Source organism: Luteitalea sp. TBR-22 (assembly GCF_016865485.1).
Classification (GTDB): Bacteria; Acidobacteriota; Vicinamibacteria; order Vicinamibacterales; family Vicinamibacteraceae; genus Luteitalea.
The window spans coordinates 6,289,109-6,311,799 of the sequence record NZ_AP024452.1 but is presented as its reverse complement, the minus strand read 5'-3'; the positions used below and the strand labels follow the sequence as shown (position 1 = coordinate 6,311,799).

Annotated in this window: 25 protein-coding genes and 1 riboswitch; of the genes, 16 read left to right on the top strand and 9 right to left on the bottom strand. The window is 69.3% G+C overall.

The genetic code is table 11. The features are described 5' to 3' along the window. Positions 1-90: 90 nt before the first annotated feature. From TBR22_RS25990 to TBR22_RS25980, 3 genes are all read right to left on the bottom strand, one after another. A complete protein-coding gene (locus TBR22_RS25990) occupies positions 91-2,958 on the bottom strand; it encodes a UPF0182 family protein (protein ID WP_239490761.1) in 2,868 nt (955 codons plus the stop codon). Between the two features lie 12 nt (positions 2,959-2,970). After that, positions 2,971-3,537: a GNAT family N-acetyltransferase gene (locus tag TBR22_RS25985; protein WP_239490760.1), complete on the bottom strand. Its 567-nt coding sequence runs from the start codon at positions 3,535-3,537 to the stop codon at positions 2,971-2,973. Between the two features lie 124 nt (positions 3,538-3,661). Then, complete coding sequence (locus TBR22_RS25980) at positions 3,662-4,576, bottom strand: sugar phosphate isomerase/epimerase (RefSeq protein ID WP_239490759.1); 915 nt, start codon at positions 4,574-4,576, stop codon at positions 3,662-3,664. A 108-nt stretch (positions 4,577-4,684) separates the two neighbouring features. On the opposite strand from TBR22_RS25980, the gene TBR22_RS25975 reads away from it, so the two are divergent. The 4 genes from TBR22_RS25975 (at position 4,685) to TBR22_RS25960 (ending at position 8,511) form a co-directional block, all read left to right on the top strand. Beyond that, the gene (locus TBR22_RS25975; RefSeq protein WP_239490758.1) at positions 4,685-5,842 is read left to right on the top strand and encodes a porin; all 1,158 of its coding nucleotides are present in this window, start codon (positions 4,685-4,687) and stop codon (positions 5,840-5,842) included. 132 nt (positions 5,843-5,974) lie between these two features. Further along, positions 5,975-6,466: a hypothetical protein gene (locus TBR22_RS25970; protein ID WP_239490757.1), complete on the top strand. Its 492-nt coding sequence runs from the start codon at positions 5,975-5,977 to the stop codon at positions 6,464-6,466. Positions 6,467-6,649: 183 nt separating this feature from the next. Next, positions 6,650-6,776: riboswitch (SAM-I-IV-variant riboswitch) on the top strand. Between the two features lie 53 nt (positions 6,777-6,829). Then, the gene (locus TBR22_RS25965; RefSeq protein WP_239490756.1) at positions 6,830-7,066 is read left to right on the top strand and encodes a hypothetical protein; all 237 of its coding nucleotides are present in this window, start codon (positions 6,830-6,832) and stop codon (positions 7,064-7,066) included. Between the two features lie 20 nt (positions 7,067-7,086). Further along, entirely contained in the window at positions 7,087-8,511 is a 1,425-nt protein-coding gene (locus TBR22_RS25960; protein WP_239490755.1) for a hypothetical protein, read from the top strand. Here the strand turns inward: TBR22_RS25960 and TBR22_RS25955 are convergent. Beyond that, positions 8,418-9,020, bottom strand: coding sequence for a hypothetical protein (locus tag TBR22_RS25955; protein WP_239490754.1), 603 nt, complete (start codon positions 9,018-9,020; stop codon positions 8,418-8,420). The genes TBR22_RS25960 and TBR22_RS25955 overlap by 94 nt on opposite strands. Before the next feature lie 112 nt (positions 9,021-9,132). On the opposite strand from TBR22_RS25955, the gene TBR22_RS25950 reads away from it, so the two are divergent. The 8 genes from TBR22_RS25950 to TBR22_RS25915 all read left to right on the top strand — a co-directional run bounded on the left by TBR22_RS25950 (position 9,133) and on the right by TBR22_RS25915 (position 15,296). Then, on the top strand, positions 9,133-10,920 hold the full coding sequence (locus TBR22_RS25950) for a DEAD/DEAH box helicase (protein ID WP_239490753.1): 1,788 nt from the start codon (positions 9,133-9,135) through the stop codon (positions 10,918-10,920). 554 nt (positions 10,921-11,474) lie between these two features. Beyond that, a complete protein-coding gene (locus tag TBR22_RS25945; protein WP_239490752.1) occupies positions 11,475-11,666 on the top strand; it encodes a type II toxin-antitoxin system VapB family antitoxin in 192 nt (63 codons plus the stop codon). A 13-nt stretch (positions 11,667-11,679) separates the two neighbouring features. Further along, positions 11,680-12,024, top strand: coding sequence for a type II toxin-antitoxin system VapC family toxin (locus tag TBR22_RS25940; protein ID WP_239490751.1), 345 nt, complete (start codon positions 11,680-11,682; stop codon positions 12,022-12,024). A 201-nt stretch (positions 12,025-12,225) separates the two neighbouring features. Then, a complete protein-coding gene (locus TBR22_RS25935; protein WP_239490750.1) occupies positions 12,226-13,482 on the top strand; it encodes an NAD(P)/FAD-dependent oxidoreductase in 1,257 nt (418 codons plus the stop codon). A gap of 114 nt (positions 13,483-13,596) precedes the next feature. Continuing rightward, positions 13,597-13,911 (top strand): TusE/DsrC/DsvC family sulfur relay protein, encoded by a 315-nt coding sequence (locus TBR22_RS25930; RefSeq protein WP_239490749.1) that lies wholly within the window; start codon positions 13,597-13,599, stop codon positions 13,909-13,911. Positions 13,912-13,913: 2 nt separating this feature from the next. Then, positions 13,914-14,381, top strand: coding sequence for a DsrE/DsrF/DrsH-like family protein (locus TBR22_RS25925; RefSeq protein ID WP_239490748.1), 468 nt, complete (start codon positions 13,914-13,916; stop codon positions 14,379-14,381). A gap of 241 nt (positions 14,382-14,622) precedes the next feature. Beyond that, on the top strand, positions 14,623-14,913 hold the full coding sequence (locus TBR22_RS25920) for a type II toxin-antitoxin system Phd/YefM family antitoxin (protein ID WP_239490747.1): 291 nt from the start codon (positions 14,623-14,625) through the stop codon (positions 14,911-14,913). Next, positions 14,910-15,296: a PIN domain-containing protein gene (locus TBR22_RS25915; protein ID WP_239490746.1), complete on the top strand. Its 387-nt coding sequence runs from the start codon at positions 14,910-14,912 to the stop codon at positions 15,294-15,296. Before TBR22_RS25920 ends, TBR22_RS25915 begins: the two co-directional genes overlap by 4 nt. A gap of 329 nt (positions 15,297-15,625) precedes the next feature. Here the strand turns inward: TBR22_RS25915 and TBR22_RS25910 are convergent, their stop codons facing one another. Together TBR22_RS25910 and TBR22_RS25905 are read right to left on the bottom strand one after the other, a co-directional pair. Then, positions 15,626-16,153: a hypothetical protein gene (locus tag TBR22_RS25910; protein ID WP_239490745.1), complete on the bottom strand. Its 528-nt coding sequence runs from the start codon at positions 16,151-16,153 to the stop codon at positions 15,626-15,628. A gap of 100 nt (positions 16,154-16,253) precedes the next feature. Next, positions 16,254-17,225: a metallophosphoesterase gene (locus TBR22_RS25905; protein ID WP_239490744.1), complete on the bottom strand. Its 972-nt coding sequence runs from the start codon at positions 17,223-17,225 to the stop codon at positions 16,254-16,256. A 218-nt stretch (positions 17,226-17,443) separates the two neighbouring features. Here TBR22_RS25905 and TBR22_RS27015 point away from each other — a divergent pair, with 218 nt between their 5' ends. Together TBR22_RS27015 and TBR22_RS25900 are read left to right on the top strand one after the other, a co-directional pair. Next, positions 17,444-17,563 (top strand): hypothetical protein, encoded by a 120-nt coding sequence (locus tag TBR22_RS27015; protein WP_370651376.1) that lies wholly within the window; start codon positions 17,444-17,446, stop codon positions 17,561-17,563. 366 nt (positions 17,564-17,929) lie between these two features. Continuing rightward, the gene (locus TBR22_RS25900; RefSeq protein ID WP_239490743.1) at positions 17,930-18,961 is read left to right on the top strand and encodes a hypothetical protein; all 1,032 of its coding nucleotides are present in this window, start codon (positions 17,930-17,932) and stop codon (positions 18,959-18,961) included. Between the two features lie 207 nt (positions 18,962-19,168). Here TBR22_RS25900 and TBR22_RS25895 read toward each other — a convergent pair whose 3' ends face one another. Together TBR22_RS25895 and TBR22_RS25890 are read right to left on the bottom strand one after the other, a co-directional pair. Continuing rightward, positions 19,169-19,366, bottom strand: a complete 198-nt coding sequence (locus tag TBR22_RS25895; protein ID WP_239490742.1) for a metallophosphoesterase — start codon at positions 19,364-19,366, stop codon at positions 19,169-19,171. A gap of 195 nt (positions 19,367-19,561) precedes the next feature. Then, complete coding sequence (locus tag TBR22_RS25890) at positions 19,562-19,771, bottom strand: type II toxin-antitoxin system HicB family antitoxin (protein ID WP_239490741.1); 210 nt, start codon at positions 19,769-19,771, stop codon at positions 19,562-19,564. A 276-nt stretch (positions 19,772-20,047) separates the two neighbouring features. Here TBR22_RS25890 and TBR22_RS25885 point away from each other — a divergent pair, with 276 nt between their 5' ends. Together TBR22_RS25885 and TBR22_RS25880 are read left to right on the top strand one after the other, a co-directional pair. Continuing rightward, complete coding sequence (locus TBR22_RS25885) at positions 20,048-21,100, top strand: hypothetical protein (RefSeq protein ID WP_239490740.1); 1,053 nt, start codon at positions 20,048-20,050, stop codon at positions 21,098-21,100. A gap of 39 nt (positions 21,101-21,139) precedes the next feature. Beyond that, positions 21,140-21,529, top strand: coding sequence for an HIT family protein (locus TBR22_RS25880; RefSeq protein WP_239490739.1), 390 nt, complete (start codon positions 21,140-21,142; stop codon positions 21,527-21,529). Here the strand turns inward: TBR22_RS25880 and TBR22_RS25875 are convergent. Next, positions 21,515-22,675: an HNH endonuclease domain-containing protein gene (locus TBR22_RS25875; RefSeq protein ID WP_239490738.1), complete on the bottom strand. Its 1,161-nt coding sequence runs from the start codon at positions 22,673-22,675 to the stop codon at positions 21,515-21,517. The two genes, TBR22_RS25880 and TBR22_RS25875, sit on opposite strands and share 15 nt — an antisense overlap. Positions 22,676-22,691 lie beyond the last annotated feature (16 nt).

The window sequence follows — 22,691 nt, the reverse complement described above, 5'->3', positions numbered from 1 at the left end:
GACTGTGGGTGCACGTGCGTGCACCCCGGGAAGTCTTGCAAGGGGCGAACCAGAGGCGCCGACGAGGTGAGCCCGGCGCGGCCGACCTGCCTACCGCGGCGCTTTCTGCTGCTCGGCGCGGCGCATCTCTTCGAGCACCAGGCCGAGAGCGCGGATCTCCTCGCCATAGCCGGCCCAGTCGCCGAGCCGCTGTCGTTCGAGGGCCTGTCGGTAGTGGAACTCGGCGCGCTGGGTCAGCGTGCCGTTGGGGGTCGATGGGCGGGTCTGGGGCGTGCCGGCCGCCGTGGGTCGGGTCGGGTCGGCAGTCGTCGTCGCGGCCTGTCCGGCGGTGCCGGGCTTGGCGTCGGCCGGGGCGGCGGGGTTGTTCATCACCAGCGCGGCGGCAAGCGCCGCCGCCTCCTCGCTCGACGTCAGCTTCGGCGCGGTGCCGTCAGCCGGGAAGAGCCGGTCGAGCGCCTCGGTGAGCGTCTCGGCCATCACGATGCCGTCCTTGTACGCGACGATGACGCGGTTGAGCTCGGGAATCTGGCCGTTCGACGCGCGCAGGTAGAGCGGCCGCACGTAGATGAGGCTCTCCTCGATCGGGATCACCAGCAGCGTGCCCTGGATCACCTCGGAGCCCTGCTGGTTCCACAGCGTGATCTGCGGGGCAATCGCCTGGTCCTGGTTGATGCGCGCCACCACCTGCCGCGGCCCGAACACGACCTTCTGCTTCGGGAACTGGAACACCGCGAGCCTGCCGTAGTGCGGCCCGTCGCTGCGCGCGATCATCCACGCGGCGAGGTTGTCCTTCTGGCGCGGCGTGAACGGCAGCATCTGGATGAACTCGGTGCCCTTCTCGCCGGGCACCTTCATCATCGTGTAGTAGGGCTCCATCCGCACCGGCTGCTCGCCGACGTCGATCGACGGCACTTCCCACTGGTCTTCCTTGTTGTAGAAGACCGACGGGCTCTGCATGTGGTACGTCGCGAACATGCTGGCCTGCACCGAGAAGATGTCCTGCGGATAGCGCAGCCGCTGGCGCAGCGAGGCGGGCATGTCCGACAGCGGCTTGAGCAGGCCCGGGAAGATCCGCGCGTAGGTCTGCGCCAGCGGGTCGGACGGATCCACGAGGTAGAAGTGCGTGGTGCCGTGGTAGGCGTCGATCACCACCTTGATCGAGTTGCGGATGTAGTTGATCGACTGGTTGGTGATGGACGAGTTGGTGCCGCCCGCGATCGCGCTCGAGTACGGGTAGCGGTTGCTCGTCGTGTAGGCGTCCTGGATCCAGTAGAGGCGCCCGTCGGCAATCGCGACGTACGGATCCTGGTCGTACGTCAGGAACGGTGCGATCTTGCGCACCCGCTCGCTGATGCGCCGGTAGTAGAGCACGCGGCTGTCGGGGCGCAGGTCGTCCGAGAGCAGGGCCTTGCCCGACCCGAACCGGATCGCGAAGAGCAGCTTGCGGAAGAACGAGCCCACCGGCACGCCCCCCCGCCCCTCGTACTCGGCAAAGACGTTGTCCTCGCCCGACGGGTAGTGGAACTCCTTGGTGCGGGTCTTCACGAACACGTGGTCGTTGGACAGCTCGCCGAAGTAGATCGACGGCTCGGTGACCTTCAGGTCGACGACCGACTGCGGCGGCAGGTCCTTGATGAAGAGGATCGGCAGGCCCTCGGGCGTCACCTCGTTGACCGGCCCGAGCGTCAGCCCGTAGCCGTGGGTGAACGTGAGCTGCTCGTTGATCCACGTCCGGTTCGGCAGGCTCTCCGAGTTCAGCTCGCGCGCCGACAGCATGATCTGCCGGCGCCGGCCGTTGATCGTGTAGCGGTCGTTGTCCACCGACACGAAGTCGTAGTAGGTGCGGATCTCCTGAATCTGGGAGAACGTGTCGAGCAGCGGCTGGTGATCCCACAGCGGCACGTTGTCGATCGTGTCGGCGTTGCGGTCGAGGTCGGCGCGCGTCAGGGTCGCGTCGCCGGAGAGCTGCCGCTCCTCGACGGCGTTGAGCCCGAAGGCCTCGCGCGTCGCCGTGATGTTGTGCTGGATGAAGGGCGTCTCCCGCACCTGCTCGTTCGGCGCGACGTACACGCGCTGCACGATCGTCGCGTATACGGTGCCGCCGATCGACACGGCGACATAGCCGCCCACTGCCAGGGCAATCGGCCACAGCCTGACGCTGAAGGCCTGCACCAGCGCCAGCAGCGCGCCCGCCACGCCGACCAGCGCCAGCACGCGCAGCGCCGGGATGCGCGCGTGGACGTCGGTGTACGACGCGCCGGTGATGATGCCCGACGGCTCGAAGAGCTGCTGCGGAATCTCCAGCCAGTCGCCCAGCGCGAGCGCCAGCAGCAGCAGCCCGACCAGGATCGAGAGGTGCCGGCGCGTGCTCTCGGTGATGAACATGCCCCGGCCGATCCGCAGGCCCAGGTTCCCGGCCAGCGCGTAGGCCGCGGCGGTGGCGACGACGGCGAGCAGCGCGATCAGGAAGAACAGCTGCTGCGCCAGCGACAGGAACGGCCACTGGAACAGGTAGAACGACACGTCGCGCCCGAGCACCGGGTCCACCTGTCCGAACGGCACGGCCTGCCGGTACGCCAGGTAGCTGCTCCAGCCCGTCGACGCGTAGCCGGCCATCAGCAGCGCCAGCAGCCCCGACACGAGCCACACCACCGGGCGCAGCCGCCGTGGTTGCAGCGAGATGGTGCGCGGCCCCTCGGGCGTGACGACGACGATGTTGCGGAGCGGGACGGCGCTGAGCGCGACGAAGAGGTTGAAGGCGAGGAAGGCGCCGGCGACCAGGAACACGACGCTGCCCATCGCCGAGCGCGCGGTGATCGACTTGAGGTAGACCCCGGTGTAGCCCACCTCCTCGAACCACAGCCAGTCGGTGTAGAACTCCGCGAACGACGGGATCGCCATCAGCAGGATCAGGCCGAGGGCGATCAGGGGAGCGCGGGGGATGTCTCGAAGGGCCATGAGGCGACCCGCTCATTGTAGGGCGAGTGCGCCGGCCTCTTGCCGGCCGATCCGCCAGATGTCGTGCACGAGGCCGTTGTGCAGCACGGCCCCCTCCCGGTGCATCGCCAGGCGCCGGGCGACCCGCTGCGACGGGGCATTCTCGGGACGGATCAGCGCCACGATCTCGCGGGCATCGGTGGCGCCGAAGCCGAGCCGCAGGCTCGCCGCGGCCGCCTCGGTGGCATAGCCGCGACCCCAGGCGTGCCGCGCGAAGTGGTACCCCAGCTCGAGGTGCGTGCGGCCGCCGAAGTCGCGCACCAGCACGCCGCAGTCGCCGAGGAACTCGGGATCGCCACCACGGGCGTCCTCGCGCAGCACGGCCAGCAGCCCGGTGCCGTGCAGGGCATAGCGGTCGATCGTCCGCCGGAGCCACTGCTGCGATTCGTCGAGCGTCATGACGCGCGGGAAGAAGCGCATCACGATCGGGTCGGCCAGCATCGCCGCCAGGGCCGGCAGGTGCGAGGCGTCGAGCCTGGTCAGGAGCAGCCGCTCGGTCCGGATCGGCAGGGCGTCGAGCAGGTGGAGCGGTGCAGCCATGCGGTCCCTGAAGGTAGGTAGGGCGCGGTCTCCGACCGCGCCGTTTGTCCGTCAGCTCAACTGACGGCGCGGTGGGACACCGCGCCCTACCTGCGCGCAGTGGGGCACCGCGCCCTCCCTGTGTCTACCTGGGCCCCGCGGCCAGCGACTTGAGGTACGCCAGCCCGGCCGGCACGTTCTTCTCCGGCTCGTGCGACTCCTCCTCGATGATGTGCCACTGCACGCTGGTGTTGCGGGCCGCCTCGACGACGCCCTTGACGTTCACCTCGCCGGTGCCGAGCGCGACGCTGGTGTCGTCGGGCGCGTGGCCGGTGAAGTCCTTCTTGGTGCCCGGCTTCATGTCCTTCATGTGCGTGAGCACGAACCGGTCGGGGTGCGCCTTGAGCAGGGCCACCGGGTCGGCGCTGCCATGGTGGGCCCAGAAGATGTCGAGCTCGAACTTCACGGCCTTGGGATCGGTCTGCGCCAGCACCATGTCGAACAGCGTCCGGTTGGCCGTGCCAGGCGCGAACTCGAACCCGTGCGGGTGATAGAAGAACTGCATGCCGGCGGCGGCGACGTTCTTGCCGGCCGCGTTGAAGGCCGCAATCGCCGCCTTGGCGTCGGCTTCGTCGAAGGTCCCTTCATGAGGGAACCACGCGTTGCCCACGTACTTCAGCCCGAAGAACTTCGCGTCGTCGAGCAGCTTGGCCGAGGCGGCAGGGTCGGCCAGTGCCTTGATGTCGGTGTGCATCGAAATCGGCGTGAGGCCGGCCTTCTGGAGTTCAGTCTTGAACTGCTCGCGCGTCAGGCCGTAGGTGCCGGCGAGCTCGACGTGCGTGAAGCCCATGCCCTTGACCTTGGCCAGCGTCGCGGGCACGCCGTTGGTCTTGAAGCTTTCGCGGAAGCTGTAGAGCTGAAGCGCGATGGGGTTCTTGTACGGGCCCCCTTGCGCGAGCGCGGCGCCGGCGGCCGACAGGGACGCCTCGGGGGCCACCGATCCGGCGACCACCAGCGCGGCGGCGGCCGACGCGGCGAGCAGGGTGTGGAACAGACGCATGGACGACTCCTTGGGAAAGTTGCGACGAGTATTGGCGAGTATAGAGGCACCGCACGCGCACAGGTAGGGCGGCGTGTCCCACGCCCTACCTCTGTATCCTGAAGGCCCTTGCGGCTCCCGTGTCTGCTCCTCGCACTGCTCGCCTGCGGCTCGGTTGCCGGGGCACAGCCGGTCACGTACGGCGACGGCGGGCTGCGGCTCTCCACGCCGGATGGCCGCACCGACGCCACGGTCGGCTTCCGCAACCAGGTCCGGTTCACCACGCCGTTCGCCATCGTGCCGGCGACGCCGGAGCAGGTGACCACGGTGCGCACCGACGACTTCCGGCTGTTCCGATCGCGGCTGCGCGTCAACGGCCAGCTGTTCTCGCCGGCGCTGCGCTACCAGTTCCAGGCCGATTTCGTCGAGGAGCGGGTCCGCGACCTGAGCGTCACGTGGCAGGTGCGGTCCTGGCTGCGGGCTCGTGCGGGGCGCTGGAAGGCCGAGATGAACCGCGAGCGCATGACCTCGTCGTCGGCGCAGCAGCTCGTCGATCGATCGATCCTCGACCGTTGGTTCACGCTCGGCCGCCAGCAGGGCGTACAGGTGTCGGGCCGGCTGGGCGCGAAACGGCCCTGGGGCGGCACCTGGTATGCGAGCGCGCTGCGTGGCGTCGATGCCCGCGGCGGGGCGGCCCTGCCGGTGTGGCTCGCCCGGTACGAGTGGCCGTACGCAGGACGCGAGGTCGATCTCGAGCAGGGCGACGTGGGCCGATCGCCCGACCTGCGCGTGGCGATCGGCGGCACCGCGGCCCGCACCGAGAGTGCCTACGCGTTCTATGCAGGTTCGGGCGTCGGCGTGTCGCTGCCGGTGCTCCCGCCAGGACCCGGCGATCGATTCCGCACCCGACAGTACGCGCTCGATGGCGTGGTCAGGTGGCGAGGCCTGTCGCTGCAGGGCGAACTGCACCGCAAGGTGGTGACGCGCACCGTGTCGGGCGACACGCGCGTGCTTGTCGGCGGATACGGGCAGGGCGGCGTGATGGCCTCGACGATCTGGGCGCGGCTGCCGCGACCGCTGGAGTTCGCGACGCGCGTCGCGATCGTCGATCCGGACGCGGCCCTCGACGCCGATCACCAGGAGGAGCGCCTCATGGGCGCCAACTGGTTCCTGCGCGGGCATCGCGTGAAGATCAGCGCCGACGTGGGTCGACTCCGCTTCACGACGCCGACCGGTTCGCGCGACACCGCGCTTCGCACGCGCGTGCAATGGGAGATGACGTTCTGATTTTCGCGTTGCAGCATCGGCGAAAGGGTTTATCCTTCAGCGCAGTTCCTACAGATCTCCTTCCGCGGGACCGACACTGCGAGCAAGGACCGATTAGCCCGTATCGACGGGCGCATGTGCATGGGAGGCACGATGAGCGACGTGAACGAGACGATCGACGCCGGGACGACGCCGGCCCCCGAGGCGACGCCGGCCCCCGAGGCCGCGCCCGCCGCCCCGGTCGCGGCTGCTGCCCCGAAGGGCCGCAAGAAGTCCGCGCGCAAGTCGGCGAAGAAGGCCGGCGTCAAGAAGGCGGCAAGGAAGGCCGCCCCGAAGAAGGCCGCCAAGAAGGCTGCCGCGAAGAAGTCGAGTCGCGCCGGCAAGGCCGCCAGGAAGTCCGCCAGCAAGGCCGCGAAGAAGTCCTCCCGGAAGGCTGCGAAGAAGGCGCCCGCCAGGAAGGCCGTCAAGGCGACGCGCAAGGCCGCCAAGGCCCGTTCGACGAAGAAGGCCGCGCCGAAGGCTGCCGCGAAGAAGTCGGCAGGGAAGAAGACGGCGTCGAGGGCCGCGGCCCGCAAGACGTCGTCCAGGAAGGCCACCGCGGGCCGCAAGGCCGCGCGCAAGGGCAAGGCGACCAAGCGCCGCTAGCGCGCGCCACGTCGACGTGGGTCCGTGCCGCCGCTCCCGGCGCGCGGACCCACTGTCCCTTCCTCCCTCCCCCTTTCCGCGATCCGCGATCCGCGTTCCCCATCCGCGCGCCGTCCTCCGTCATAGCGCGCCGCATGACACCCGAATCGCTTGGCACGTCGCCCGACGGGTGGCACCATCCTCCTCGTACATCCGGAGTGGCGCGGTGACGCGCCCGGCAACCCCGGCAGACACGCCAGGGTGCCCCGATGCCCGCACGACAGGCATCGATGTGGCGACAGCAGGAGCTGTCGCAAGAACGTGTTCCGTGCCTCACCGGCATGACGCGCCTCCGGACAGGTCGTTGTTCACGAGGAGTCCGTCATGTGCCTTGATCCCCGCCCGGAACGCACCCCCCGCTTTGCTCGCGCCAGCCGTCGCCCGCTCCAGTCACACTCGCCGTTGCACGCTGCCGTGCCGCGACTCGCGCACGCGACGCTGCCGGTGACGGTGGCCGCGCCGATCGTGCGACCGCCCGCGCTGTGGGCCCTCGACACCCTGGCTGGCGATGACGATCTCGTGGCGCGCGGCTGGGTGGTCCTGAGCAGGACTGGACAGTAGAAGCCGACAGAAAGCTCTGCTTGCGCAAGCGCGCCGCGCTGGGTCACCCTGCCTCGGTGCGGCAGTTGTCGCGACCCTGGCTCGTCGTCGGTGCGGTGGGACTCAGCCTCACGCTTCAGCTGTCGGACGGCTTCTACCATCCGCCGGCGCTGGCGTGGCTGGGGCTCGCGCTCGTGGCGACGCTGCTGGGCGTGTCGGGGATCACCTGGCCGTGGAGCACCGACGACGAACTTGACGGGGCGGTGACGAGCGCCCTGCTCACGGTGGGCGTGCTGGTCAGCGCTGTCGCGCTGGTGAGCGCGCCGCTGGCGCGCTACATGGCCGACCCCCGGCCGTGGGCGCACCCGACACTGCTCATCGCGGTGGCCGTCGCCCTGGTGACGGCGCTGACCGTGCGCGCCACGCACGGGCGCGCCGCGCGCCGTCTGGCTGCCGCGGTGCTGATGGCTGTCGGCTTGTGGGTCGGCGCCTGGACCGTTCGCGAATCGCCAGAACCGCACATCGACGTCATCCCGGTGCACCAGGACGCGTTTGCCGCAGTGGCGCGCGGACACAGCCCGTACGGCATCACCTTCGCCAACATCTACGACGAGAAGTCGCCCTTCTACGCCAGGGAGATGCGCGACGGGCAGCGCGTGCTCTTCGGGTTTCCGTACCCGCCGCTGAGCCTGGCGCTCGCCTGGCCGGGATACGCCGTGCTCGGCGACCTGCGCTACAGCGAGGTGCTGGCGATGGCAATCACGCTCGCCCTGATCGTGAGCCTCGGCACCGAGCCGGCGCTGCTCGCCGCGGCCGCGCTCCTGCTCGCGCCCCGCCTCGTGTTCCACCTCGAGCAGGGCTGGACCGAGCCGTTCCCGATCGTGCTGCTCGCGCTCACGGTGGTCACCGCGCGTCGCTGGCCGAGCAGGGCATGGCTGCCGCTCGGGTTGCTCGTCGCCTCCAAGCAGCACATGGTGCTCGCCCTGGCGTTCGCGCCGTTTCTTGTCGATCGATCCGCGCCGGCGACGACGACGGCCTCTCCGTGGCGTTTCATGGCGAAGGCCGTGCTCGTGGCCGCCGCGGTGACGCTGCCGCTCGCGCTGCTCGACGTCGACGCCTTCATCAGGTCGGCAGTGCTGCTGCAATTGCGCGAGCCCTTCAGGCTCGACTCGCTCAGCTTCACGCGTCAGTTGCTGTTGTGGGGTGTGCCCCTCGACAAGCAGGGCGCTATGGCCGTGTCGCTCGGCGCGGGCCTGCTCGGCCTCGGCCTGTCGTGGTGGCGTGCTCCTCGCACCCCGGCCGGGTTCGCGGCCGCGCTCGGCACGACGTGCTTCCTCCTCACCGCCTTCGGCAAGAAGGCCTTCCTCAACTACTACTTCCTCGTCGTCGCGTGCCTGCTGATCGCCGTGGCCGCAGACGACGGAAGGAAGGGCAGGAGCGCCTCGGCGCCGATCCTTCCCCAGTAGTTCGCGTACAGGTCCTCGGCCTGCTCGCGCTCGATGTGCGGCAGTCCCTCGAGGATGGTCGTGCGGTGCGGTTCCGGCACGTCGTCGCCGCCGACGACGATGATGCCGAACAGCGGGTCGGTCTCGAGCCCCTGCGCCCTGGCGCGAGCCTGCGCCAGGGTGCGCAGCGCCTCGATCGCGCGTGACACGTGATGCCGCCGCGGGTCGGCCGCGGTGCCGGTGGGGAGGGCGCCATCGCGCGCGTCCTCGAAGGCGACCATCAGGGTGTCGGTCTCGATCACGCACGGCAACGTCATCGGGCCGTCCACAAGTTCCACCGTCCGCGTGTCCGGGCCGGACGTGATCGTGCCCGGGTTGCGCAGCGCGCCCCAGTGCACGCCCTCGAGTTGCTGATACACGCGTTGCAGCCAGCCGCCCGACGGGTCGGCGGTCATCACTCCCTGCAGGACGTCGGTGAGCGTCGCCATCGGCGGCAGCGTGACAGGCCGCGCCAGCCTCGTCAACAGCACGCGGAAGGTGCGTCGCGCGCGTGTGGGGCGCCTCTTGCCGGCCGGGTGCTGCCCATCGACGGTAGGCCTGCCGGCGCACCTCTGCCCTGCTGGACCCTGCTACGATCGACACGTGAGCTCAGATTCGTCAGACACCCCCACCGGGTTCGCCTCCCTTGGCCTCTCCGACGCGCTGGTCGCCGCAGTGACCGGCCTCGGCTACGAGGAACCCACCCCCATCCAGCGCGAAGCCATCCCCGTCCTGCTCGAGGGCCGCGACGTCCTCGGCATGGCCGGCACTGGCACCGGCAAGACCGCCGCCTTCGCCCTGCCGATGATCGAGATGCTCGCCCGCAAGGGTCCCAAGAGCCTCGCGCCGCGCGGGCTCGTGCTGGTGCCGACCCGTGAGCTCGCCATGCAGGTCGCCGAGGCGCTGCACAAGTACGCCCGCGGCACCACCATCGCCGTCGCGCCCCTCTACGGCGGCGCCCCCATGGACGTCCAGATCCGTGCCCTCAAGCGCGGCGTCTCCATCGTCGTCGCGACGCCGGGCCGGGCCCTCGACCACCTGCGTCGCCACACGCTCGACCTGCGTGCGCTGAAGATCGCCGTGCTCGACGAGGCCGACGAGATGATCGACATGGGGTTTGCCGACGACATCGAGGCCATCCTCGCCAACGCCCCCGAGGAGCGGCAGACGGCCCTCTTCGCCGCGACGATGGCGCCGCGGCTCGAGGCGATTGCGGCCACGCACCTGCAGGACCCGGTGCGCGTCGCGATCGCGAAGGAGAAGCGGGCGCCCGGCAAGCTGCCACGCATCCGCCAGGTGGCCTACCTCGTGCCGCGCCTGCAGAAGACCGCGGCGCTCGGCCGCGTGCTCGACGTCGAGACGCCCTCGTCGGCCATCGTGTTCTGCCGCACCCGCACCGAGGTGGACGAGCTCACCGACGTGCTCGCCTCGCACGGCTACGGCGCCAAGGCGCTGCACGGCGGCATGGAGCAGAAGGCCCGCGACCGCGTCATGCAGCTGTTCCGGAGCGGTCAGGCCGACGTGCTCGTGGCCACCGACGTGGCGGCGCGCGGGCTCGACATCGATCTGGTGTCGCACGTCGTGAACTACGACCTGCCGATGGCGCCCGAGGTCTACGTGCACCGCATCGGACGCACGGGGCGCGCCGGCCGCGAGGGCATGGCGATCTCGCTGGTCGATCCGCGGCAGCATCGCGCGCTGCGGCAGATCGAGGCCACCACGCGGCAGAAGATCGAGATCCTGCCGATTCCCAGCGAGGCCGACCTGCAGGCGCGTCGCCTCGACACGACGCTGGCCGCCGTCCGCGCCCAGATCGTCGAGGGCGGCCTCGAGCAGGCCCGCGCCGTCGTCGATCGGCTCGCCCAGGACCACGACGTGCTCGACATCGCCGCCGCGGCGATCCGCCTGCTGCACGACGACGCGCCGGCCACGCCGGGCAAGACCGGGTCGCCGACCCGGCCGTCGTCGAAGCGCGCGCCGAAGGGCGAGGGGCCATCACTTGACGAGGCGCTTGCCGCTGCCGCGACCGAGGAACGCCCGAAGCGATCGCGCGCCGAACGCACGTACGGCGAGGATCGTCCTCGTCGCCCCCGCGAGGATGGGGAACGCCCCTCGCGGCCGTCCCCCCGCGGTGCTCGCGGCGCCGCCGGCCCGCGCACGGTGCTGCACATCAACATCGGCAAGTCGGCGGGTGTCCGACCAGCGGACCTGGTCGGCGCCATTGCCGGCGAGGCCGACGTCGACAGCAGCGTGATCGGCGCGATCCGCATCGGCGACGACTCGTCGCTGGTGGACGTGCCCGAGCAGCTCGCGACGCGCATCATGATCTCCCTGCGCAACGCCAAGGTCCGCGGCCGCCGCGTCATGGTGCGCAAGGATCGGGACAGTTGACGTCTGACGTCTGACGTTGACATCTGAGGGACTGCCGACTGCCGGCCCCCGTACGTGGCCGTCGACCTTCAGGTCGACGGTGAGTGACCTCCGATCCAGCGCGGCGGTGTTTGCCGGCTCGGGGCCCCCTCGGCCAGTCTCCTGAACGCATCCCGCAACGACCTGAAGCACGCAAAGCACAGGTCGTGATCGCGTCGCCGGCGCACGCGGCCGCGGTACATGTACCGTGCCGGGCGCTGCCCGCACCCCACGCACATCCGCTTCCGCCAGCGTTCCGCGATCCGCTTCATGGTGGCTCCGTCACCCGTGGAGGGCGGCGCCCCCGCTCGCCCTCCTGCCGCGACGGCCGAGCCAGCGCCGGTCTGACACCTGCGGCGCGGCACCGCGCATTCCGAGCACACGCCGGCTCACGCCCCGATCGCAGTTGCTGCCAACGTGCCCTGCCCAATCCCCGTCATTGCGCGGGATCGGCGCCCGCTCCGGACTGGCGCGCTCCCTGCAGAAGTCGTCCGCGGCATTGCTCTCCATGCACAGAAAGAGGCACAATGATATGCATGCGTACGACCATGATCCTGGACGATGCGTTGATCGAGGAGGCGCGTCAGCTGACGGGCATCGCGGAGAAGACGGCGCTGGTGCACGAGGGCTTGCGCGCCCTGGTGGCACGCGAGCACGCCGCGCGCCTGCGTCGCCTGGCCGGCTCCGACCCCACGGCGGCGGCCGGCCCGCGACGTCGCCCGGCGTGAGCGGCAGGGCGCGATGATCCTCGTCGACACGTCGGTCTGGATCGATCACCTGCGCCGCGGCGACGAGGAGCTCTCCGCCCTGCTCGACGAGGGACAGGTGCTCGTCCACCCGTTCGTCGTCGGCGAGATCGCGTGTGGTTCGTTGAAGCGGCGCGCCGACGTGGTGGCGCACCTGCAGCGGCTGCCGGCCGCGCCGGTGGCCACCGAGGCCGAGGTGCATCACCTGCTCGAGCGCGAGGGCCTGCACGGCCGCGGGCTCGGGTGGGTGGACCTCCATCTGCTGGCCTCCGCCCGCCTTGCCGCCGTCCCGCTTCTCACCCGGGATCGCGCTCTGGCCGGAGCGGCGCGCCCGCGGTAATCCCACGTCCCTCCCCGGCCGCACCCCTCGGCCCGGAGCCTGCAGTGAGCTCTCTGAGCCCTGAGCCCTGAGCCTTGCGCCCTCGGGCAAGCGTCCTGCGCCCGTGCCTGAAGCGCCCTGTCACCCTTCCCGGCGCGCCTGCATCTCCCCCGACAGGAGTCGCGCGTCCGGCGATTCCGTCACCCGGAGGAGGCGCCCGCCATGGCGCGCATCGTCGTCCTCGGAGCCGGCACCGCCGGCACCATCATCGCCAACCGCCTCCGCCGTCGCCTGGCGAGCGAGGTCCGGACTGGCGCCACCACCATCACCGTCGTCGACCAGGACGACGTGCACGTCTACCAGCCGGGCCTGCTGTTCGTGCCGTTCGGGATCTACGACGCGGCCGACGTGGTCCGTCCGCGCCGCGCGCAGGTGCACGACGCGGTCGTCTACCGGCAGGCGCCGATTGCCAGGCTCTTTCCCGACGGGCACGAGGTGGAACTCGAGGGCGGTGAGCGCCTGCCGTACGACGTGCTGGTGATTGCCACCGGCACGCGCATCGCGCCGGAGGAGACCGAGGGCCTCACCGGCCCTGGCTGGCGCGAGAACATGTTCGACTTCTACACGGTGGAGGGCGCGGCGGCGCTCGGCGCGAAGCTCGCCGCGTGGGAAGGCGGGCGGCTCGTGATCAACGTCGTCGAGATGCCGATCAAGTGTCCGGTCGCGCCGCTCGAGTTCGCCTTCCTCGCCGACTGGTTCTTCACCATGCGCGGCATCCGCGACAAGGTGCAGATCACGTACGCGACGCCGCTCGACGGCGCGTTCACCAAGCCGACGTGCACCAGGGTGCTCAGCCACCTGTTCGACGAGAAGCACATCGCGCTCGAGACGGAGTTCAACGCCGGCCGCGCCGATGGCCAGGCGGGCGTGCTGGCGAGCTGGGACGAACGCGAGATCCCGTTCGACATCCTGGTGAGCATCCCGCTGCACCAGGGCGCCGCGTTCGTCAAGGCGACGCCTGGCCTCGGCGACGACTACGGGTTCGTCCGCACCAACCCGCGCACGCTGCAGAGCGAGCTGCGGCCGGAGATCTTCGCGATCGGCGACGCGGCGAACCTGCCGGCGTCCAAGGCCGGATCAGTGGCGCACTTCGAGGCCGAGGTGCTCGAGGAGAACATCGTGCGCTTCCTCGAGGGGCGGGAGGTGCAGCCCGACTTCGACGGCCACGCCAACTGCTTCATCGAGACCGGCTTCGAGAAGGCGCTGCTCATCGACTTCAACTACGAGACCGAGCCGCTGCCGGGCACCTTCCCGATTGCGGGTATCGGCCCGATGAAGCTCCTCGAGGAATCGCGTCTCAACCACCTCGGGAAGATGGCCTTCAAGTGGGTGTACTGGCACATGCTGCTGCCCGGCCACGACATCCCGCTGGTCGGCCCGCAGATGTCGATGAAGGGGAAGCATCAGCTTAACTTTTGACGTTTTGACGTTTGACGCCGAACGACGCACACGGGGTGGAGGCGTCGACCTTCAGGTCGACGCTCGGCCGTGGATAGGGCCGGCTCTCCGAGCCCGGCCGACGAGGAGAGGATCATGAGCACCGCAGCCATCGCAGGCGTGGACGTCGACGTCGACGCCGAGGGTTTCCTGCAGAAGCCCGAACAGTGGACCGAGGCCATCGGCCTCGAGATTGCCGCGGCCCACGGCATCACGATGACCGACCGTCACTGGCTCGTGTCGAAGTTCATGCGCCAGCGCTACCTCGACACCGGCACGGCGCCGACGATCCGCACGCTCGGCAAGGAGAGCGGTGTCGAGATCAAGGAGCTGTACCAGTTGTTCCCGAAGGGGCCGGCCAAGCTCGCCGCGAAGATCGGCGGCATTCCGAAGCCGAAAGGATGCATCTGATCATGGCCGACGCCATCGAGAAGGTTTCGATCATCATCTCCAAGGGTTCCTTCGAGGGCGTGTACCCCGGCCTCATCCTGGCCAACGGCGCGCGCATGGAGGGGATCGAGTGCAACGTGTTCTTCACGTTCTTCGGCATGGACGTGATCAACCCGAAGAAGAACCCGTACCTGAAGGTCGCCACGGTCGGCAACCCCGGGCTGCACCTGCCGACGCTGGTCGGCGCGCTGCCGGGCATGTCGGCGATGGTGACGCACCAGATGGCGAAGAAGATGGAGGAGCTCGACCTCCCGCCGATTCCCGAGTTCGTCCAGTTGCTGGCCGACTCCGGCGCCAACCTGTACGCCTGCAAGGCCTCCGTGGACATGTTCGAGCTGAAGAAGGAGGACTTCATCGGCGACCTGAAGGACATCATCACGGTCGGCGAGTTCTACGCCATGGCGGCGGGAGGCCAGATCATCTTCACGTGATGCGTGTCATGCCGGGTATGTCGCGGCATCGAGCCAAGGCGCGGTCTCCCTGCGACACGCCTGTTCGCACGTTCTGCCGCGCCGGCGGGATCGGCGGAACGCAGATCCTGCCAGCCACCGCGGCCGATGCGCTGAAACCGCCGACGCATCGCCTCTCGCCCGCTGGCACGCGTCGTGCCCCGTCGATCACCCGTGAGCGCGACGTCTTGCAAAAGTAGCTTCCGGAAGCTACTTTTGGATCATGCGTGCCGTGGGGTTGAAGGTGCTGAAGAACAAGCTGAGCGAATACGTGCGGCTGGCGGCCAGTGGCGAGCGGATCCTGGTGACCGATCGCGACATGGTCGTGGCGGAACTGGTGCCGCCCGATGCGACGCGGAGTGCCGACATGCACGATGCGCTGCTGGCCGAGGCGGTGCGCACCGGCATCGTGTCGCTGCCCCTGTCACGCTCGATGCAACCGCCCCCGCGGCGGCCGGTGATGGGCACCGCGCAGCTGTCGGCGCTGCTCGACGAGGGTCGGGCGGACCGATGATCTACGTGGACACGTCGGTGGTGCTGGCGCAGCTGCTCGACGAGGAGCGCCAGCCGCCGACCTCGCTGTGGCAGGATGTGCTCGTCACCAGCCGCCTCACGCACTTCGAGGCGTGGAACCGCCTGCACGCGGCGCGCCTCGGCACCAGCCACGGCGACCTGCTGCGCGGTGTGCTCGCCACGCTGGCTACGGTGGAACTGCACCCGCTGGCCACCGCTCGCGCCCTCGAGCCGTTCCCCACGCCCGTCCGCACGCTCGACGCGCTGCACCTGTCGGCCATCGAGTACCTGCGCAGCCAGCAGCAGGAGGTCACCCTCGCCACCTACGACGACCGCATGGCTGCCGCCGCGAAGAAACTGAAGATCCCCCTCGCCCTGCGGTGACGCCCGCGCCGACCTCACCCCGTGGATGCGCTCTGTGCCGTGAGCCCTGAGCCCCGGCCCAGGGTACGTCCATGTCGAGCGGCGGCGGTTTCCGGCACTCCTGGATGGCGAACACGCCGGGCCCGTAGTGCTTCCGCAGTCGCTCGGCGTGCGCGCGCGCGTCACCGGCCCTGACGTTCCAGGTCCCGAGGATCACGCGCGCAGCATACCCTGCCGCGAGAAACCAAAGCTCACCGTGGCGTCCAGTCGGTCGCGCGAGGGCCGCACGCTCGTCGTCGAGCAAGGGTGCGAGCAGATGCACGACGGACTCGAGGAGCGCGCGATTCGGATCAGCCACGGAGGAGCCTCCGCAGACGCTCGCTCAACTCCCGTTCTGCCAGCTGCCGCTCACGTACGCGCCCGTCGCGCAGGGCGTCGATCAGCGCCAGGATCGCGTAGAGCGCCGGATCCTGCCGTGCCGCCTTCGGCACGGCCCTGTGCAGGGGCTCGAGTGTGACCCCGCGGACGCTTCCTTCCGCATCTGGCCACACCGGCGTGAGTTCGCCGTCGGCGACGATCTGGTCGCTCAGCGGAGGAGCAGCGTACGCCGTCGGCACACCCCGCGTCGCCTCCCCGCGTTGGGCCGGGAATACGTACTTCACGCCATGGATCAGGAACTCTTCGACGGCCTTGAGGAGTGGGCGACCCGTGTGGGCGTCCACGAGCCGGGACCGTTCCAGGCGCTTGAGCGACGCGTGGACCTGGGAAGGACTCAACGCCAGGTCGCTGGCCACCTGAGCCATCGGTGGACGCTCGCCTCGGTAGCACGCCAGTTTGGCGAGCACGACGACGTCCTGCGGCAGGAGTCCTGAAGCCATTCTGAATTCTAGAATCTGGAATATGGAATGGCAAGGCTCGGCGGAGCGTAGGCGTCGCCCTTGGGGCGTCGCGGGAGCCCGAGTCCGCGGGCCCCTGCGCCTAGGACCTGCGCGGCCCCACGCTGACCAATTTCCCGGCGCTCAGCTCCGTCTCCCCGTCGAACCGGTAGGCCGTGAGGATCGGGCGCCGCTCTTCCTGGAAGTCGAGGCAGGTCAGTTGCGGCGACGACAGCGCCGGGCCGCCGGGCAGCCAGTAGTGGCCGAAGAAGACCGGCGCGCCCTCGACGCGCACGCGGGCGTGGACGGGAATCGGCAGATCTGGCATCGCCGCGCGCTCCGCCTCGCACAGCACCAGCGCCGCCTCGAGGAACGTCGTCGCGCTCGCATCCCACCACTTCAGGCGGACGTCGCGGCGCGGGTTGCCGTCGCGATCGGCGAAGGTGCGCCCCTCGGGGAGTGATGCCTCGAGGCCGGAGGTCACCGTCTGCACGGCGTGGGCCAGCGCGAAGGCCGGGGAGGCGTGTTCCTCGGGGGTGCGCGGCTTCACCAGCGACGCGGCGAGGCGATCGTCGGGGAGACGGGCGTCGGGCAGTTCGCGGGCGAGGACGTCGAGTTGCGGCTCGTGCCAGCAGGCGTGGACGACGCGGAAGCCGGGGAGGTGAAGCCAGAGGGGGAGGGTGCGGAACCACGCGACGAGCTCGTCGTGCAGCGCGAGGTCGCCGCCGACCTCGTCGAGGAACCGCGCGTGCTGTCGGAAGTTCTTCTTGCCCTTGTCGCCGGCGTGCGTCCGGCACCAGTCCCCCGACCCATCGTCTCGCGGCGTGTGCCAGGCGATGGCGTTCAGCTCGTGGTTGCCCATGACGGCGAGCGCCGCCCCGGCGTCGATCATGCGGCGGACGATGCCGACGGCGCGGAGCTGTTCGGGCCCGCGGTCGATGAAGTCGCCGACGAAGACGGCGGTGCGCTCGGGATGACGCCAGGTGCCGCCGCGGTCCTCGTAGCCGAGGTCGCGGAGCAGCGCCTCGAGCATGGCGGCTTCGCCATGGACGTCGCCGATGATGTCGTACCCCACGCGCCTCCTTCAGCACGGGCGTAGCCGTCGACCTTCAGGTCGACGGTCCGGGGCTGGCCCGCCGTTCTGCGCCCAAGATTACGACGACTCGCGCGCTCCGCGCCTGACGCCGCCCGACGGTCCGGCCGATACCTCGCAGGAGAGGATCGCCTGATGCCGACCGCCCCCGCTGGCTCTACCTCGACGACTGGCGCCCGGCGCCCGACGGCTGGTACCCGGTGCGCACGCCCGAGGACTTCCGCTACCTGCTCACGCGGTTCACGTGGGACATCGTCTCGCTGGACAACGACCTGAGCGGCATGCGCGCCACGGAGACCGGCGAGGACCTGCTGCACTAGATGTTCGAGAGCGGGCACCTGCCAGTGCAGAAGCCGCGGGTGCATTCGAAGGACGAACTCGCGGCGCCGCGGATGGTCCGCTACATCGAGCAGCACTGGCCGAAGGCGTAGAGGAGCCTTGTCGAAGATCGTCGTCCGCGTGGTGACGCTGGTGACGCTCATGACACGCCGGCTCTCGGCGCGGATGACCCGCGTATTCAAGGCGCGTTCAACAGCACGGGTCGTGACATCCAGCACCTGTCGTGAGTTGACGGTGGGGTCAGTCCTATCGCACCATCCTCGGCACAACAGAAACGGGCGCCCGACGCGGTACGCGGTTTCGAGACCGTGGCTGCTCCCCCGTGACGCGTGCGTGGAGAGGATCCGATGGTGAATCGATTCGGCTGCACGATGCTGGCGCTTCTCACACTATCCGGCTGGGCACAACCCGCCAGTGCGGCGGCGCTCGTGTTCACCCACACGCTGGCTGGCGTGAACTTCGAGCTCGAACGTCCGCCGTCGGTGCCCCCGCGATGGTTCGAAGCGCGCGTGGGCGTGGGGGGCGACCCTGGCATCATCACGTCCGAGAGTCCGACGGTCTCGTTCGAGAGCGGCGATGTCTCCGGGTTTGCGCGGGTATTCGCCAAGGCGGGGGCAAAGGCCAACGATCCGGACGCCGCCTGGGAACTGGGTGTCGGCATGTCCGTGAACCTGGATCGCACGTTGTCGAATCCCGTGAGCCTGCTGAACAACCCGTCTGTGCGATTCAGTGGACGTGCGACCGCCAGCTGGATCGACCTCCTGGAATTCACCTTCCCCGAGACCGAGACCGACGACGTGTACTACGGGCACGGCAACATCACGCTCGACGGCGGCTGGGGTGGCGGCGTGACGATCGGCGGCACGCGCGGCGTGGCGCACGTCCAGGGTGCGCTGAATCTCACCGGCAATCTCGACGACGCGGTGGCGGCGAGCGGCTCGTTCGAACACCACGTCGACGAGGCCGGCTTCGTGACCTTCGACCGCGACCCGGACGTCGGCGTGCCCATCCCCGCGACCTTTGTGGTGAAGCGCAACGAGCAGTTCACCACGATCCGGTTCGGCATGGAGTTGTTGATGAGCGCCTATGTGGACATCAACGAGCTCTATTACCCGTTCCTTCATGCTCCCGGTGATTATTCGCGCGTCGATTTCACCGCCGACTTCGCCAAGACGCTGGTCTGGACCGGGCCTCTGACGGTCACCAATGCGCGTGGCGACCTCGTGCATGGCTGGAGCATGACCGCGGCGTCCGGCGCCAACTACATGGGCGAGACCTCGGATGTGCCGGAACCGCCGGGCTGGGCCCTGGCGCTGATGGTCGCTGGCTGGGCGTTCGGCTCCCGCGCCCGCGCGCGTACGGCCACATCCCGACGCTGAGACACTGACGGACTTGCAGAAGGCCTCCTCGAGGAACCGCGCGTGTCACCGGCGGTTCGTCTCGCCCTTCTTCCCGAGGCGCGTGCGGCACCAGTCGCCCGACCCATGGTCTCGCGGCGTGTGCCAGGCGATGCCGTTCACCCCCACAGAGGTAGGGCGCGATGTCCCATCGCGCCGTTGGCCCAACCCGCTCGGCTGACGCGCCGATCAGGCGTCGAGCATGCGTCGGACGATGCCGACGGCGCGGAGTTGCTCCGGCCCGCGGTCGATGAAGTCGCCGACGAAGACGACGATCCGGTCCGGGTGTCGCCAGGCGCCGCCGGTGTCGCGGCACCCGAGCCTGCCGAGCAGCGCCTCGACCATCGTGGCCTCGCCGTGGACATCGCCGATGATGTCGTACCCCACGCGCCTCCCTCAGCACGGGCTTATGACGACCCGCGCTCCACAGAGGTAGGGCGGGGTGTCCCACCCCGCCGTCAGCCATTGTGAGCGCGACCGGCGCAGGCCGCCTCTTGCCCGTAGGTGGCGGACCTCTGCGAAGCCCAGGTCGTGCAGAAGGGCCACCACCTCACGGGGTCTCAGGGTGGGCAGGGTGCCCACTCACGCAACCCGGATCGTCTGTACGGCCACGAACTCGGACTCGAACTTCGGTTCGCCGTCCTCGAGGAGCATGCCGTTCACCTCCTGCAGGTTGGCTTGCAACTCCTCGATGGTCTCACCCTGCGTGTGGGCGCCCGGCCAGCCCGGAACATGGCCGACGAACAGGCCGGTATCCGGGTCACGTTCGATGACCACGCTGAAGGTGCGCATTGATTCAGAATACTCCCACCGCCCTCCTGCTCGAGGGGAGGCGAGAGTCGCCAATGGCCGACGAACACGGCCGGGTCGTGTCGAGCCGGCCGGTGCCAGCCCATGGCCTCATCGATGGCGACGGTCAGGAGCTCGCCCCGAAGCGGCTCTGCGGCCGATCCCGCCAGTGCCCCGGGTTCCCCCGCCCATGTGCTTCCGCAGCGACTTGTAAGCCGTGGGCGACTCGGCCCACCTCCAACGCTGTCAGACCGTTCGCGGGCTCGTCGTACCCCGAGTGTGACCGACGACCCTGACCAACACTTCCGCCCCTCGCCCCACGCCTTCCGCGACTGTCCCTGTTCGACGCGCTGGCTCTCGCTTGCCAGCCCGGGGCCTGGCGCCTACCGCAACCGCCCGACGGGCGGCGACCCGCTCACCACCGAAGCCGACGTGCAGCGTGTGGCCGCGGCCGACGGGCTGCGGCCGGGCCGCGTGATCGCCACCTGCGTGCCCAGCCCGGAACACCTCCCGCACCAGTGGATCGCGCCGCCGATCGCCAGCCGCCAGCGCTGGCACGTGCACGTCGACGTGCTCGGGCACCAGGTGCACGTCGAGGACGTGCGCTCGGCGGAGGGACGCCCTGGCGGGTATCACTGGTGTCGGCTCGTGTATGTGGACGGTCGTGTGGCGCAGGTGCTGTACCGGCTGTGGGTGCCGATCTTCGGCGGCAATCGGGGCGACGACTCTCGCGCGGTGCGGTGCCTGCTCGACGACCGTCATCAGCTGCGCATCTCGCCGGGCACGCCGATGGAGCTTGCGCTCGAGGAGGTGCCGGCGCCAGGCCAGTCGTACGACGAGCGTCCCTGGCCCACGCACGCGGACGAGGCGCCGCAGGCGTCCGGTGGTCGCCGGGGGCGCGGCGCAATCGACCACGTGTTCGAGACCGTCACCTGGTACGACCTCGAGGAGCTGCTCGAGGGCCTGGGCGCCACCCTCGGCGAGGTGCGTCGCACGGGCACCGGTGCGCTGTTCGCCGCCGCGTTCCGCGGGAACGGGTTCGAGATCCGCGCCTGCGTGGACATCGCGCCGTCGGCGCCGTTGCGCGAGTGGGAACTGTCTGCGCTCTGCCTCGAGTCGGCGCCCGTGCCTCCCGGCGATGCGTCGGTGCGGCCCTTCATGGAATGGCCGCAGTTGACGGTCCGACAGGCCTTGAGCGAGTGGCGGCTGACCACGGTCATCCAGGTGCGCGCGATGCCCAGGAGAGAGTTGCGCGCGCTCCTCGCTGCCTGGCTCGAGGTGGTGTCCGCATTTGGCGAGGCCACCGGTTTCGACATGCACCGAGATCGGTAGAGCTGGCTCCCTGAACGAGCGCCCCGATAGGATGAGCGCATGCCGTGCGTCTTCTGCGACCGCATCGCGAGAGCAGAACTGCTCATCTCGAACGAACTCGCCGCCGCATTCCAGGACGGCTACCCGCTCAGCCCCGGGCACACGCTGATCGTGCCGCGGCGTCACGAGGCCGACTTCCTGGCGCTGACCGCCGAGGAGCAGCAGGCGATCTGGGCGCTCGTCGAGCCTGCCCGGCGCCTGATCGAGGCGGCCGGCATTCAGCCCGACGGCTACAACATCGGCGTCAATGTCGGCATTGCGGCCGGGCAGACCATCGACCACGCACACCTGCACGTGATTCCTCGGCATCGTGGCGACGTCGCGGATCCGCGCGGCGGCGTCCGCTGGGTGGTCCCGGACCGGGCAGCGTACTGGTCAGCCCCTGAATAGCCAGGGTCCCGGGAAGCCGTGTGAGGCGGCCAAGTCCCAGAGCGGAGTTACGGTGCGCTCAAAAGCCCGCGACACCTGCTCACGATCGGCCGTGCTCTCACCTCGCAGCGTACTTGCTGGCAGCTGGAGTGCCAGCACGTGCGACTCGGCGATGCGCCTGAACTCTCCCTCTGAGGTCATTTTGGCCGTCAGCGCGAGAGCGTCGGCCTGGATGTGGCCCACGGTGAGGACATAGCGCTTGTCGGCAAGGCTGCGCCGTTTGATCCGATTCACCTCAGGATCACATGGGATCAGATTCCAGAGCTGGTCATGCAGCACAAAGGACCACGGCAGAAAGTGGTCTACTTCGAACGGGACGTCTTGCCCAAGCACGCGACCGCTGTACGGACACGAAACGCTCGAGGCCCGCATGACACGTAGCCAGAACGTTCTAGCCTCGATGAGTGACGCTCTCTCGGCAGGAGGTACCAACTTGGCTGCGATACCTGGGGATCCAGGGTTGCAGCGTTGCAGATATTGCAGCCAGTGGTACTTGACCCATCCGTCGAGTATCGCCCCCTCCCGACGGAGCGCGCGATGCCAGAACGGATGGAGCGTCACGGTTTCGCCGCCTTGATCGACCCGGTAGAGGGGCAGTGCCGAGTCGAACCTGCTCCTCGACAGTTCATCCAGGAGGAGGTCTGGGTTGGCGGGACTGCCTGCTGGGAGTGGCTCCAAGAATGGGCGAACAAGCCTGCTAAGGACGTATCGAAGAATCGTCCTATTGCGGACCTGTGTAGGTGTTCCAGGAAAGTTCTCGGCCCACATGAAGCACGCTGCCCGCGAGTTGTTCAAGCCAATATCATCCCCATCAACCCAGAGGCCATTCCCAACTCGTGCCAGGTGCTCCGCCGTTCGATCCTGTGTTCCAAGGTTAAGTCGGCACAGTGATGACGGGAACCACGCGACGGCAAGCATGCCGCCGAGTAGATGTCTGATGCTGAGCCTCAGGCCGTCGCTCACCTCGTGCTGTGCTGCACAGTCAAGCAGGGTGAGGAACAGCATGAACTTGTAGGAGTTCGTTGTCTCGGCAAACAACCTTGCCAGGATTGCTCGCTGTGAAGGCGAAGGAACACTCTCGAGTTCTGGAAGCGTCACGTTCTCCACCGGCTCCCGACGCAGC

Bases quoted from the DNA above. Each gene is read 5' to 3' on its own strand.
- TBR22_RS25990 (WP_239490761.1), bottom strand. From the start codon at position 2,958: ATGGCCCTTCGAGACATCCCCCGCGCTCCCCTGATCGCCCTCGGCCTG.
- TBR22_RS25945 (WP_239490752.1), top strand. From the start codon at position 11,475: ATGCGTACGACCATGATCCTGGACGATGCGTTGATCGAGGAGGCGCGT.
- TBR22_RS25965 (WP_239490756.1), top strand. From the start codon at position 6,830: ATGTGCCTTGATCCCCGCCCGGAACGCACCCCCCGCTTTGCTCGCGCC.
- TBR22_RS25970 (WP_239490757.1), top strand. From the start codon at position 5,975: ATGAGCGACGTGAACGAGACGATCGACGCCGGGACGACGCCGGCCCCC.
- TBR22_RS25980 (WP_239490759.1), bottom strand. From the start codon at position 4,576: ATGCGTCTGTTCCACACCCTGCTCGCCGCGTCGGCCGCCGCCGCGCTG.
- TBR22_RS25930 (WP_239490749.1), top strand. From the start codon at position 13,597: ATGAGCACCGCAGCCATCGCAGGCGTGGACGTCGACGTCGACGCCGAG.
- TBR22_RS25940 (WP_239490751.1), top strand. From the start codon at position 11,680: ATGATCCTCGTCGACACGTCGGTCTGGATCGATCACCTGCGCCGCGGC.
- TBR22_RS25880 (WP_239490739.1), top strand. From the start codon at position 21,140: ATGCCGTGCGTCTTCTGCGACCGCATCGCGAGAGCAGAACTGCTCATC.
- TBR22_RS25910 (WP_239490745.1), bottom strand. From the start codon at position 16,153: ATGGCTTCAGGACTCCTGCCGCAGGACGTCGTCGTGCTCGCCAAACTG.
- TBR22_RS25900 (WP_239490743.1), top strand. From the start codon at position 17,930: ATGGTGAATCGATTCGGCTGCACGATGCTGGCGCTTCTCACACTATCC.
- TBR22_RS25985 (WP_239490760.1), bottom strand. From the start codon at position 3,537: ATGGCTGCACCGCTCCACCTGCTCGACGCCCTGCCGATCCGGACCGAG.
- TBR22_RS25920 (WP_239490747.1), top strand. From the start codon at position 14,623: ATGCGTGCCGTGGGGTTGAAGGTGCTGAAGAACAAGCTGAGCGAATAC.
- TBR22_RS25890 (WP_239490741.1), bottom strand. From the start codon at position 19,771: ATGCGCACCTTCAGCGTGGTCATCGAACGTGACCCGGATACCGGCCTG.
- TBR22_RS25925 (WP_239490748.1), top strand. From the start codon at position 13,914: ATGGCCGACGCCATCGAGAAGGTTTCGATCATCATCTCCAAGGGTTCC.
- TBR22_RS25915 (WP_239490746.1), top strand. From the start codon at position 14,910: ATGATCTACGTGGACACGTCGGTGGTGCTGGCGCAGCTGCTCGACGAG.
- TBR22_RS25935 (WP_239490750.1), top strand. From the start codon at position 12,226: ATGGCGCGCATCGTCGTCCTCGGAGCCGGCACCGCCGGCACCATCATC.